The sequence below is a fragment of the Phocaeicola plebeius genome (genome assembly GCF_003437535.1).
In the GTDB taxonomy this organism is placed as follows: Bacteria; Bacteroidota; Bacteroidia; order Bacteroidales; family Bacteroidaceae; genus Phocaeicola; species Phocaeicola plebeius_A.
In genome coordinates this window covers 1-13,831 of record NZ_QSQT01000025.1, presented here as the reverse complement: position 1 = coordinate 13,831, position 13,831 = coordinate 1, and the positions used below count along the sequence as shown (strand labels likewise).

General features: G+C 37.0%; 7 protein-coding genes and 2 pseudogenes. All 9 read right to left on the bottom strand.

Annotated elements, in window-relative coordinates; translation table 11 throughout:
• Positions 1-5: 5 nt before the first annotated feature.
• On the bottom strand, positions 6-2,165 hold the full coding sequence (locus tag DXD04_RS12530) for a glycoside hydrolase family 3 N-terminal domain-containing protein (protein ID WP_259299556.1): 2,160 nt from the start codon (positions 2,163-2,165) through the stop codon (positions 6-8).
• Between the two features lie 30 nt (positions 2,166-2,195).
• Positions 2,196-3,011, bottom strand: a pseudogene (locus tag DXD04_RS16955) (DUF4886 domain-containing protein); the annotation flags it as partial.
• Entirely contained in the window at positions 3,011-4,801 is a 1,791-nt protein-coding gene (locus tag DXD04_RS12525) for a glycoside hydrolase family 2 protein (protein WP_117673614.1), read from the bottom strand. The pseudogene DXD04_RS16955 and the gene DXD04_RS12525, both read right to left, overlap by 1 nt.
• 1 nt (position 4,802) lies before the next feature.
• Positions 4,803-6,101, bottom strand: coding sequence for an acetylxylan esterase (locus DXD04_RS12520; RefSeq protein ID WP_117673613.1), 1,299 nt, complete (start codon positions 6,099-6,101; stop codon positions 4,803-4,805).
• Position 6,102: 1 nt separating this feature from the next.
• On the bottom strand, positions 6,103-8,184 hold the full coding sequence (locus tag DXD04_RS12515) for an alpha-galactosidase (protein WP_117673612.1): 2,082 nt from the start codon (positions 8,182-8,184) through the stop codon (positions 6,103-6,105).
• Between the two features lie 62 nt (positions 8,185-8,246).
• The gene (locus DXD04_RS12510) at positions 8,247-10,115 is read right to left on the bottom strand and encodes an FAD-dependent oxidoreductase (protein ID WP_117673611.1); all 1,869 of its coding nucleotides are present in this window, start codon (positions 10,113-10,115) and stop codon (positions 8,247-8,249) included.
• Between the two features lies 1 nt (position 10,116).
• Positions 10,117-11,751, bottom strand: coding sequence for a DUF4832 domain-containing protein (locus DXD04_RS12505; protein WP_117673638.1), 1,635 nt, complete (start codon positions 11,749-11,751; stop codon positions 10,117-10,119).
• Between the two features lie 7 nt (positions 11,752-11,758).
• Positions 11,759-13,231 carry a DUF4832 domain-containing protein gene (locus DXD04_RS12500; protein ID WP_259299555.1) on the bottom strand — a complete coding sequence of 491 codons (1,473 nt, stop codon included), beginning with the start codon at positions 13,229-13,231 and terminating at the stop codon, positions 11,759-11,761.
• A 124-nt stretch (positions 13,232-13,355) separates the two neighbouring features.
• Positions 13,356-13,831: pseudogene (locus tag DXD04_RS12495) on the bottom strand (hypothetical protein); the annotation flags it as partial.

Below are 13,831 nucleotides of genomic sequence, written 5' to 3'. Positions count from 1 at the left end.
ACAATTTAATCAATTAATTCAATCTTTACTTTTTGATCTTTGACCATAATATAGAAGATACCATTCTCCAGCAAACGTTTCCCATCTTCATTCACAAATCCTAAATCTCGTTCCAGATTTATATCGAACGTAAAGATTCTACTTTCCCCCGCAGGGATTTCTTTTTTCTCAAAATATTTCAACTCCTTTACCGGACGAGTTATCGAAGAAAAAGGATCAGCAACAAACCATAACAGGGTCTCTTTCCCATCATAATTCCCCACATTTTTCACTTCGATTTCTGCCCTCAATGTATCTCCACGTCGTATTTTACTAGACGACAACTTCAAAGTTCCATATTCAAATTTAGTATAGCTTAATCCATGTCCGAATGAATATAATGGTTCGCTTGTAATATTCTGATATTTACCTTGATGTGTTCTTCCACTTTTACGATGATTATAATAAATAGGAATTTGACCTGTTGTATAGGGGAAAGTTATAGGTAATTTCCCTGATGGGTTATATCTGCCGGAAAGAATACCTGCAACAGCAATTCCAGCCGTAATACCTGGTTGCCATATTTCCAACATAGCATCAGCCAAAGGCTCTATACGTGACAAATCCAAAGGACGTCCGCTTGAAAGTAATACGACCAATGGTTTTCCCGTTTTTTTCAAGTTCTCAAGCAACTCCTCTTGTATCCGTGGAAGTGCTATAACAGAACGGGATGCATTTTCTCCACTCCAAGTTTTCTTTTCACCCAAACAAGCTATTATTATATCTGCCTGTTCCGCGACTCTAATAGCTTCAGCAAAACCTCTCTGTTCATTACCATCGAAGCCACATCCCTCGGCAAACAATATATTCTTTGCTAGAAATCCTTTTTCTTTCTTCACGCCATCAAGGATAGATATCACATCTTTCTCATCTCCATGTGCAGACCATGAGCCCAACAGATGCAAACGATTATTAGCCATTGGTCCAATAAAAGCAATCTTCTGTTCTTTTTTCAAAGGGAGTACACCTTTATCATTCTTCAATAGTACCATCGACTCTTGAGCAAGCTGTTCAGCCACATTCAAACTTGACGGCAATAAGAAACGCTTGTCATCCGGCAATATCTCGGTATATGGATTTTCGAACAGCCCTAACTCAAATTTCAACCGTAATATTCTCCCAACAGCATCATCAATTGCCTCCATAGAGACTTTTCCTTCCTTTACCAGTTTACCCAAATGTTTTTGATAACAATTGTCTGTCATATCCATCTCTAGTCCAGCAGAAAAAGCATACCATGCAGCTTCTTTTTCATTTGCCGCAAGTCCTTGTGTAATCAACTGTTTTACTGCATCCCAGTCTGACACCACAAATCCACGATGTTTCCAACGTTTCTTTAAAATTTCTGTCAAAGTATAATAGTTGGCTGATGCAGGAATTCCACTAATATTATTAAACGCACTCATCACAGTTGCAGCACCAGCTTTTATGCCTACCTCAAAAGGAGGCAAATAAGTATCCCAAAGAGTCTGTTTTGAAATTTCTGTTGGAACATAATCACGCCCAGCTTCAGAAGCCCCATAACCTACATAATGCTTTAAACAAGCTGCTACTTTGTTTTTAGCAGACAATGTATCTCCCTGATACCCTCTTACTGAGGCTGCCGCGAAAACTCCATTCACATAAGGGTCTTCTCCATAACCTTCAGAGACTCTTCCCCAGCGTCCATCACGTGCTACATCCACCATGGGAGAGAATGTCCAGTTTACTCCAGATGTAAACGCTTCCTGAGCCGCTACCCCACATGCATCCTCTACGAGTTCTGGATTCCAAGAGGCAGCCTGTCCAAGCGAAATTGGATAAATGGTACGGAACCCATGAATTACATCATAACCAAACAAAATAGGAATTCCCAAGCGAGACTCTTTTACAGCCTTTTTTTGTACTGAATTTCTCAAATCCGAGGTCGTTTCAAAATAAATCAGTGAACCAATCTCTGCAGGAATGTTCTTTACAGCCTCTCCAATATTGTTTACATTATTATTCCTTCCCAATGTATATTGATTTAGTTGATATATCTTCTCTTCTAACGTCATACGCGATAATAAATCATTCACTCTTATATCAACAGGAATAGAAGGATTTTTATATAACGAGCTATCTTTTATATAAGACAGATCTGTGATTTTATCAGGATGGCAGACAGCTTCGTGTGCTGCCCGTTGTGCTATATCACGATACTCATCAGAAACATTTTCAGGTACAAACTTATTGCCTATTACATTCTTTCCGGTCAATACTTCAAACCAAGTACATGCAGCAATATAACGTCCGACATTTACATCCAAATGATATCCGTCACGATTCAAATGATCTCCTATAAAAGAGGTACGGGCATTTTGTATAGCTGTTCCGGAAGGAATTATCCGATAAAAATCCACAAGCTTATCGGCTTTCTTTACCGTTTCCACAATAGCTTTATACATTGTTATCTGATTGTTATCATATTTCTTGAACCCAGTATTCCTGCAATCTTTAGCATAAGCCCAAGTCTGATGAAAAACAATCTTACAACGCTTATCTATCCTTTCCTTGACATATTCATACAATTCTGGAAGATATGTTTCATACGTTTCGTACATTCCTGAGAAAGGACTAGCCTGTTGCAAACTCACGTAATCCCATTTTTCATCGGCCAATGCCCTAGAAATACTCATATTACAATAATGAACTTTCTTACCATCAAGCCCAATTTTACGATAATCATACGCAGCCGCGTCTTTCCTAATATTGTCTACATGACGTTCTAAAGAGCAGCCACCAATAAAAAGGTTTCCTATTACAAGTTCATAACCTTCTGCCTCTCCCAATTCATGCAGATACTGCTCTACCGCATCTTGTGAAAAACTGTTCCCTATTGAAAGAATCTTAATTATCTTAGAATTTTCTGTAATATTTTTTGAATAACCATTCTCTACCAATAATATGCAAAAGCATAAAACGGTACTTAATAAAACTTTTATACTTTTCATCATTTAATATATTTTTTCTTTTGATAATAATCATGCATGATGTACCATGCCTTTTTACGTAATCCCTGATCGGAAAGCAATCCTTTTCTATTCCATCCACTCTGATTAGTCGGATGAAAACGGAAAGGAGAACGAAAATCAAACAATATCCATGGAGAAACTCCACAAAGATTCGGAATATGATTAAACATCTCAATATTATCTTTATACAACTTAGCCTGATATTCTTCACTCCATGAAGAAGCCACTTCTTCATCTCCATGTTGACCATACAAGGCTTCTCCACCAAATTCCGAAATAATAAGCGGCTTGTCTGGAACAACATCCCATACTGCTTCTTCAGGGCTTAGAGGCCACGGATGATACCATCCCATATATTTATTCACAGCCACCACGTCTAGATTTGCTGTAAAAGGGTCATCCATCTCGAAATGACGGGTATTCTTATTGAAATAAACAAGGTCAAATGCCGCCACATAAAGCCTACTGCAATCCATCGAACGCCCCATTTTCAGTAATGATAACAAAAACGCGTTTCTAGCATCTGAAGGTTTAGTTTCATTCGCCACACCCCAAAAACATACCGCACAGCGATTCTTATCCCTATTTATCATCTCTCTAAGCATGGTCCGAGCCTTATCCAAAGTACCTCTGTCCTCAAAATCTATTCCCTGCCAAATAGGAATCTCCTGCCATAAGATAATCCCCATCTTTTCAGCCATTCGTACTATATACTCATTTTGCGGATAATGTGCCAACCGAATCATATTTACCCCCAAAGCCTTAGCCTCATTCAAAAGCATTGAAGCATCAGCCTCTGAGAAAGCTCTTCCCATACGTTGTGGTATCTCTTCATGAAAAGATACACTACGCATAAAAACAGGATTTCCATTAACCAAAATACTCGTTCCATTCACAGTTATCTGTCTAAATCCTATTTCTTCCTCTATTTTATTTTCTTCAGAAGTTATCACAACCTTATATAGTCGTGCCTTTTCAGGTTCCCATAATTCCAATTTGCGTACTTTTAACGAGGCCCGACCTACACCTTCCTCATTTGTCTGGAGTGTACGTTCAATATTCAATTCTGGGATTTCAATCCGTACGTCACGAACTCCTTTTGCAGATAAAGTAACAGTAGCATGTATCAAATCTTTTTGCACACTATCCAATCGTACAAAATAATCACGGATAAACAAACGTGGAGTAGTCACCAGCATAACGTCACGTGTTATTCCTCCGTAATTCCACCAATCAAACGCCATCGCTGGAATAGCATCAACCGAACGGGTATTGTTCACTTCCACAACCAAAAAATTATCACCTTCTAATAATACATCTGTAACCTCCACCTGAAATGGAGTAAATCCTCCCTCATGAGAAGCAACTTCTTTTCCATTCAAATAGACACGACATCGATAACTTACTGCACCAAAATACAAGAACTGTCTCTTATCAGGAGAAAGGTTTGCCACAAAATGACGTCCATACCAAACTGTACCTTCATAATATTTTAGTTCTGATGATTGTGAATTCCAGTCTCCAGGCACATTCAACCTAATCCCGTTTTCAAATGAATATTCATAAAATTCTTCTTTAGTTTGAGGAACTCTATTTTTATAAACTTCCATACGACGTCCCTGATCATATAAATCCACTATGACATTCCATTTTCCATTCAATAAATGGAAATCTCTCCCATAGACATTTATCATAGCTTGTTCTGAAGCTCCCAAGCAAATAGAAAAAGTAATGAAAAACAAGCTAAAGAATATTTTCTTCATTCCCATATCATTTATTATTTACTTTCAACAAATCCATCATCCACTTCCATGCTTTACTTGTCTGTTCAGGATACGCATAATGTCCCGTATTTTGCGCTAAAACCAATGTTTTTGGAGCTTTTATAATGTTGTACGCAGAATATACTGAAGTAGGAGGACAAGTTGTATCATTATATCCAAAGGTATAGAATCCTGGGACTTTTATCTGACGAGCAAAATTCACCACATCATAATAACTTGCGGTGTATATTCGTGCCGAAGTACGGTTCTTTTCATCTTTCAGGAAATGAGGCCATCCCCCTGCTCTTCCATGTAAATATCCGACCATATCACACAATGCCGGATAATAAGACACAAGTCCTTTGACCCGATTATCCAAGGCTGCTGTAATTATAGACAAAGCACCTCCTTGACTTCCCCCGAATGTTCCCAAATTCTCTCCATCAAATTCAGGCAATGAATACAAGAAATCAATAGCTCTCACACACCCCATATAGACACGTTTATAATAATATCTGTCTCTGTCGTCAAGATTAAAAGAATGATAATTTCTCAGAGCACCCATATAAAGATTTGTATATACCGGACCTTCCATATTTACCGGAATACCATGTATCCCAATCTCCAAAATTATAACTCCTTTTTCAGCCCTTTCTACTTCTCCAAGATATGCCCTTACGCCAGCCCCAGGAAGTTTCAATACCGCCGGATATCTGCCTTGCGCCTTTGGGATACACAATATTCCATAAATTCTTGAAGCATAAGAATAATTACCGAAACTTACATGATATACATTAACTTTAGATGTACACCTTTCAGGCATTAATGTCATTTTCGGATTCATTGGTTCTTTTGATGCTTCCATCTTAGCCTTCTCCCAGAACTCCCAAAAGTCTTCAGGATAATTTACAGTTGGAGTTATTTTTTCAGGTTCAAACCCAACAGTAGCCATGCCTTCATACTTACGTCCTTCAACTTCGGCCTGTACCTTACAACGCAAGAAGCCTGAAGTTTTCATAGTACCTAATTCCAATTCTGTTTCACCGGACTTTAAGATTTTCTTTCCCTCGGCTATTGGAGGCATCATGTCTGGTGAAATAGAATAACTTATTTCTGTTTTATCCAAAAGAGAGCCGTTCACAAACACCATAATCTTAACCTTAGCCTTTTCTCCTATTTTATATACCCAAGAATCATGGTTTGGAACAACCTTTATATTTACCATTCTTTCCGCAGGCTGTCCGAAAGCTGTCATAAACAGACTCAATAAGACAAACAGCCATACATCACGTAATTTACTAATCATATTATTTCCTTATTTTATATTTATACATTACAAAAGAGTTTTTTTTAGGCAGTTCTATTTCTAAAACGCCATTATGTTTCACAAGAGAATCTTGTGTTTTGCCATCCCCTAATACAAGAGTGCATTCAATATGTTCGCCCTCTTTTAACCATGTTTCTATTTTACCTATATTGTCCTCATTATTCTCACGAAATAAAAGAAAATACCCCTCACCATTTCCCTTCAACGATTGAAATCCTGTCCATGACGTTCCGGAAGGTTCTTCACCAACTGGTAGGATTATTCCGGAATGAAAATCATAACTGATATCCTTATATGCCTCTACAAGACTACTCAATCCATAGGCTTCTTCAGGAAGATTTGCTGCTTCCATCCAAGCCAAAGGCTGTCCTGCCATAGAAATTGCAAACAGATAATCAAAAGAATAATGAGAAGGTGCAAATATATCATCACCATACTTATCAGAATTTCTCCATTTATTCAGGAATTCTATCTGTAGTTTTTCGGTTGGAACATATTTGGATAGCATCCATAAATTTCTCAAAGTCCAATACGGATAATAATTGCCCCAATCCGTGTAACGGTTTTCCAGGAAAATATTTCCGTATTCATTAAATAAATGATATCCTCCTCTTCTTCCGGCTGTAACATCCAAATTGAATACAACAGCATGATTGGTATCCTCCCATACTTTCTCAAACAAACACCGGAGATTTTCCTCTGCTCTCTTTGTGGGAATATTCACACCGTCAATTTTAAAAACTCTTATCCCGTATTTCCGGTATAATTCGGTTATGGCCTGTGCATCTTTTTCCCATTCGGCAAAATCATTCTGTACACTCGGATTAAACCACAAACAAATTTCTACTCCAAACTTACGTCCCTTTTCAACTATCGGTTTTAATCCGTGAGGATATTTTTTAGGGTCCGGTTTCCAATAATCAGGGTTGTCCCATATATTCTTGAAAGAACCTTTTGCCAAAGCTGAATTAGGACTTTTCCCAACCTGCCATCCGTCATCTATTTGAAAATGCGTAAAGCCTAAACGAGCAGCCTTTTCTATCTCTGACAAACAAAACTCTTCGTTCACCTTGGTGTCCTGGCTTCTGTCCCCCCATGTATTCATCATCACCATCTCATCACGTCCTTTCGTCAAAACCCTTACATTCTTCTGATATTTCCTTAACACCTTCAAGGCATCCAATTCAGTACCGTCATAAACGCCTAAAACACAACTGTATGTACGTGTCCATTTTTCAGGTGAAATATCTTTTTCTGTTATTCCAATACCTGTTACCATAAAATGGCCGAATTCCGCAATAAAATCAGCACCTTTATATGCCAATTGAACTCCCGAACAAGGAGCTTCTTTCAAAACAAAAAATCCCGATTTACTCTCGCCGTTTTCAGCAAACAATATATTTCCACGATATGATAATTTCCTATAAGGAATAAAGTCTCTTGTCCATACTAAATTATTATTCCAGTCTGTCACATCAGTAAACTCAACTGTCTTTGTATGCCAATGCTGTCCTTTGAATGCAAATCGATCAAGAATTGCGGTCACCTGAGACGATTTCATATCTTTAGTAGATTCAATATTCTTATTATCCGCAACGTTTCCTTGCTTTTCACCGAAAACGCTGTTTACAGTTCCACGCAGATAAGTATCACACCCAATGACCGGACAATTATCATAAACCCTGTACACACGTTGCACATCCAACTCACCTAACGAGAAAGAAACCGTCACTTTCAGAAAAGCCGGATTGATTATAGTCTCCTTAACCCATTCAGTAGAAAGTTTTCCATTGCTGGCCGCATCAGTATTACGGGTAATAATCAAATCAGGCTGATTGGAATAAGTATTTTCACACCATCCGGACAGTTTATTCTCCAATCTGAGTGTTTTCAGGTTTCCACCGTTCCAAAGGAAAGTTCTTTCAACACATTGGTTTCCTATATATAGAGTATCATTTTTTAACAAACCATAACAATTTTCAGAAGAAGCATAAACAAGTACATTATTATGTAAAAAGCCGCAAAATAAAGCGACAAAAACTATGCATTTTTTTCGTTTCATTATATAACAATATTAATATTTATAAATAACGATATTCTATATTTATTTAATACCTATGAATTTTATTCTAATGCACTTGGCTTTTCCAATAATTTGTTTGGTAAATTGAAACGTTGATTATCTGGCAGTTCCGATTTAACTCCTGCCCCTTCCTTCATCATTTTCTTCAACTCCTGTAAGTGATGCTGATAGATTTCGCGTGGTAAAACGCCATATTGACGACACAATGCAGCCGCCATACCTACAACTTCACCCATCATACCTGTTGTACGCATTACACGAACTGTTCCCAAACCTACATGAGTAGTACTGATATTACGTCCGGCCATAAATAAATTGTTCACATTACGCGAATACAGACAGCGATAAGGTACTGCATAAGGATGAATAAACAGATGCTTCGTAGCAGCCTTGAACTCCTGTTCCGGGAAAAGTTCCGAGTTCTTAGGGTCAGGGAAATGCAAGTCTATACTCCAGGTAGTTGTAAATGAAGCATCCTCATGGAACACTCCCTTGTCTATATCATCCTGTTTCAAGATATAATCACCCATAAGACGGCGTGATTCACGTTTTCCGGCTATATAAGCTACCCAATCAAGAGACAAATTGCGATATTTTTCCTTTTCTTTCCATTCATTCTTCAAGAAACTCCAGTTTGAATAAACTACCAACAAGCCATAATCCCTTATAAGTTCAGCTTCATCTATCTGGTTTTTATTCATACCTGTTTCCCAAGTCCACTCACCCATCTTTACTTTCTCACAATTATTCTCGTTAAACTCCATTCCGTATTTGAATTTAGGGAAAACCGTTTTTTTACCATTATCCTTTGAATACCACTGTATTGAAGCACCCATAGTCAGACTGTCAGCCTTTTCAGGAGCCAATGATTCTCCGAATTCACTTCTTGATTCCCTGCCCATGCGGAAATCAGCTCCAGCTAAATAACCGATAGTACCGTCTCCAGTACAGTCTGAAAACAAAGCGGCCTTTAAACAAATTTCTTCCCCTGTCTCTATATGTTTGATTACAACAGAAGAAATCCCAGTACCATTCATCTGTACAGACACAGCCCTATAGTTGGCATATAACGTAACGTTCTTCTCAGCTTCTATAAAATTCTTCTTTTTATCATCTTCATAATACTCTGCCGGCTGTGCATTTCCTCTTTTAGAATGACCAAACTCACGTAACATTCTGCCCAATCCTTCATTAGGTCCAATCTCTGCATACCCACCAAGATGTACACGAACCTCAGCACTGTTGTTCCCGCCTAAAACCGGACGATCATTAACCAAAGCGACTTTGCACCCCATACGTGCAGCTGTAACAACCGCACACATTCCGGCAATTCCTCCACCTACAACTACCAGATCATACGAAGAAGTTTCTTTAGGAAACGCAGGCAAACCAAGCATTTTTTTTCTAAAATCTGCCAATTCATTTCCTTCCATAGGTGGAACAAGATCTTTCTGTGTAGTAAAGAAAACGGCATCAATACGTCCGTCAAAACCTGTCATGTCTTTCAGTACCACAGTTGCTTCACCACTTTTTACATTAACTTTTCCGGCATACTGCCATGTCCATTTTTCGCCTTCACATCCCAACACTGTAGGCAATGTTTTACCGGCTACCTGTATCTTAAAGCATCCCGGTCCCTTTCCTTTATACCACGGAGATGTCCAGTTATACGTACGTACATATACATGATAAGTTCCCTTTTCCCGGAAATTTAATTTTGTCTTAGCATCCTCAACGGGCACTCCCATTCCATGTGCCAGCAAATATGGAGACCCCATCTGATCCATAAACTGCTGATCAACTTTCCATCCTCCTTTTTCGCTGAAACTTTCAGCTTCAAGTAAAATTGGATTTGAATAAGCTAATTGAAAATAAAATCCAACCCAAAAACAAAGAATATACCGTAACATACTATTTAACTATAACATCCCTTAATTTTAACCATCCTTTAGATGTCACATTCTTAGATACAGAAAGTTTAATACCAATTGTAGGATCTTCTTTCTCCATATCAATAATACCAATTGCCCATGTATAATTTCCAGTAGGTATATTTTCTATTTTTGTATTAAATATATATTCCTTTTCGTTACCTAAAATCCAATCACACGCTTCTGGTTTATCATCAACAAACATAAATTTAACATTCTCCGTTTTTGTATCTAATAAAGCAAAAGCTACTTTATATTTATTCTTCCACTGTGGCATATTTGTTGGACAATACCCCCATCCAATATTCTTCCAATAATGTACTAAAGTAACAGAAGTATTATTTTCCATTGTCGTTGGTAAAGACACTTTACTTGGATATAAACGATAGCCTCCTTCTTGTACGAAACGTTTTACTAAATCAAAGCTCTTACCAAACCATGTTTCTGTCTCGTTCCCTATACGAAAATCCATCATATTAACATGAGCTTCCTGTGCATCTTTGAACTCACCATTACGAACATCTTCAGGATGTCCTTCTCTGTATTTTCCTTCAGAATCAGTCCAATACCTATGAGTTCCAACGACCCATCCTCCTTCCATAATTATTGGGCGTTTATAAAACCATTTTTGTGCAAATTCACGTTCCCAATTTCCGTAATAAGGATGCATGCCAAAAGCATCATGTCTTAAAGAATATCCCTTTTCTACAGCTTTTCCTATCAGACGTTCAGTATCTTCATCGTATGTACTTTCATTTACCCAATCTCTACCAGTACCAATCCAGCGATGAAAATTAATTAATAATGGAACTCTTTTAAATGCATCAGCATATAAAGATGTAGCCCAATCAAAAACAGACTCACGAATTGGCAATTCTTCTTTACCTTCAACTTTTGTTCCATAATACCATACAGTATGATATTCACCCCATTTACCTAAACCAGTACCACTGATAAATTGAACTTTATCTGGATCATCAAACCTTTCTCCTAAAGCATAGATAAATTTTTCATAATATTTTTGGAATATAGGATCATCTGGATAAGGTGACCACACTGTAGCTGACCCTGTAACAGTTTCATATCCTTTTGCACCCGCATCTTTAACAAACGCTGGCGTAAAATTATCATGTTTATCCCTACTATCTACAACAAACGTAAAAGCCAACTTCATACCTCTTTTTTCAGCCTCTTCCATAAACCCCTTTAAACGTTTTGAAGCTTGAGTTGTACATTCATCCTCCCAAGCATAAACCCCATCTTCAGGATTAAAATCAGCCCAGGCACCACGTAAATATAAAGTATTTGAATAGTCTGATACCTTTACAACACTACCTTCTGATGTGTGCATATTATCATAATCACTCCAGTATGTTGTTGAAGCTCCATCTCCAATACTTGCATAAGTGACCCACTCTGTAAAAGGATTATGTAATATTAAAGATCTATCAGGTTCAATTTCAACCAATTCATTGCCTTCTATATCTATATTTGGTTCATCTTCTGATGATGATACCACATCACTTTTTCCACATCCAACCAAACATAGAGTCAAAAATACGCCACCTACAAACGAACTAGCTACTATTCTAAAAAATTGTACATCAGATTTCATAATATTATTATTTAAATTCAACATTGTTCAATTTCAACCATCCATTAACAAGAACCCCTTCATCAACAGAGAGTTCCAAACCTATTTTATTATCATTTGTCTTATCTATTAATCCTACAGCCCAAACATAATTACCTTTCTTTACTTTTGACAAATCAGGAGTAAATTCATATTTTACAGGCAGTTCTTTTATCCACTTGGATAAATCAGTACTATTGTCTACAAAAGAATATTTTACATTATCCTTCAAATCTAATAAAGCAAAAGCTACTTTATATTTTTGATTCCATTGAGGAATGTTTGTAGGGCAGTATCCCCACCCAACATTTTGCCAAACATGTTCAATTTTCACATATCTATCAGAATTCACTATTAGTGGTAATGAAACCGAACTTGGATATAAACGATACCCACCTTCTTTTAAAAATTGCTGAACTAAATCAAACGCATCATTAATCCAGGAAGATGTCTCTCCACCAAAACGTAAATCCATCATATTAACATGAGCTTCCTTACTGTCATCATATTCTCCTTGACGCACATCTCTAGGATTTTTATAACCGCGAGGATCTTTCCAAAAGCTATGATGAGCTTTCACAATCCACCCTCCTTCCATTATTATAGGACGGACATAACGATATTTTTCTGCAAATTTACGCTCCCAACTTCCATAATATGTTGTCATTCCAAATGCGTCATGACGTAAAGAGTAACCTTTTGCAATTGCTTCTTCCAACATTGATTCACTATCAATATCATAATGTTCATCATCAACCCAATCTTTTCCAGTACCAATCCAACGATGATAATTAATAATAACTGGCACTTTATCAAATGTATTTGAATATAAATTAGTTACCCAATCGAAAACTGCTTTCTTTGGATTTTCATCACCTGTAGAATATAACAATGTATGATATTCCCCCCATTTACCTAATCCGAAACCATCTATAAATTCCATTTTTTTAGGGTCATTAAATTCTTTTCCCAAAGCTTTTACAAACTTTGTATAGTATTTCTGGAAAATAGGATCATCCGGATATGGAGACCATTTACCTCTACCAATAAATCCTTTAGCTCCTGCATTTCTCACAAACTGAGGCGTAAACTCAGAAGCTTTATCACGACTATCTACTACAATGCGGAAAGCTAAACGCATATTTCTTTTATAAGCCCCATCTATATAAGCTTTCAAATTAGAATTAGTAATCCATCCATATTCACCATCATTAGGATTAAAATCAGTCCAACTGGCACGAATATATAATGTATGGGCATAATCTGAAAGTTTTACTTCTTTTTTTAAATCAGGTACATACATATGATCATATTCGTTCCAAAATTCTGATGCATCCTTGCTCATTGAAGCATAAATAACCCATCCTGATAAAGGATTGCGCAAGATACGATTGACATCAGGCTGAACGACCACCGTAGTATCGTTTTTTATTTTTGCATAAATTTGACTCATGCTACACATGGCCAACAATATTAACCATACTATTATCTTTACATTCATACTTTTATTTTTAAAACAAAAGCCATATCTAAACTTAAATCTCAAAAGACAAGTTTGATACGGCTTTTGTATATTGCTAATTTAATTATTTTGCATCAAAAATTACCGTCAAATTTTCAATATCAAGTTCCACATAATTTACTGATGTAGGAATACTAAAGAACGCATACCTATTATTTTCTTGTCCTTGAACAACAGTTTGCTGTTTTCCTAAATCAGCCTCGGTAAGATCAAGACAACCATCATATGAGCCTCTTAAAGCTTCTGCTGTTGAACCAAATGTATAACATCCTGCACTTTGTACTCCTATTTTAAACACTAATCCTCCAGGATGAGAATTTCCATCTTTATCCTTTACAGAATTCTGACGAGGAAGTTTTTCACCTTTGTAAATAAATAAATAAGGATTAGCCAAACTTGGTGTCATAGAATGTGCTAAATTAAAACCTGTATCCCAAGGGGTACTTGGTTTTGGATTTTCAGTTTTCCAACCATCATATGGTCCCCAAAGTGCGCCCATAAGGCGGTGTAATAAATATCTATTTAGCAATAGATTAGGTT

What these genes read in the sequence shown, in the direction of transcription:
- DXD04_RS12500 (WP_259299555.1), bottom strand. Translation starts at nt 13,231, where the DNA reads ATGTGTAGCATGAGTCAAATTTATGCAAAAATAAAAAACGATACTACG.
- DXD04_RS12510 (WP_117673611.1), bottom strand. Translation starts at nt 10,115, where the DNA reads ATGTTACGGTATATTCTTTGTTTTTGGGTTGGATTTTATTTTCAATTA.
- DXD04_RS12525 (WP_117673614.1), bottom strand. Translation starts at nt 4,801, where the DNA reads ATGGGAATGAAGAAAATATTCTTTAGCTTGTTTTTCATTACTTTTTCT.
- DXD04_RS12520 (WP_117673613.1), bottom strand. Translation starts at nt 6,101, where the DNA reads ATGATTAGTAAATTACGTGATGTATGGCTGTTTGTCTTATTGAGTCTG.
- DXD04_RS12505 (WP_117673638.1), bottom strand. Translation starts at nt 11,751, where the DNA reads ATGAAATCTGATGTACAATTTTTTAGAATAGTAGCTAGTTCGTTTGTA.
- DXD04_RS12515 (WP_117673612.1), bottom strand. Translation starts at nt 8,184, where the DNA reads ATGAAACGAAAAAAATGCATAGTTTTTGTCGCTTTATTTTGCGGCTTT.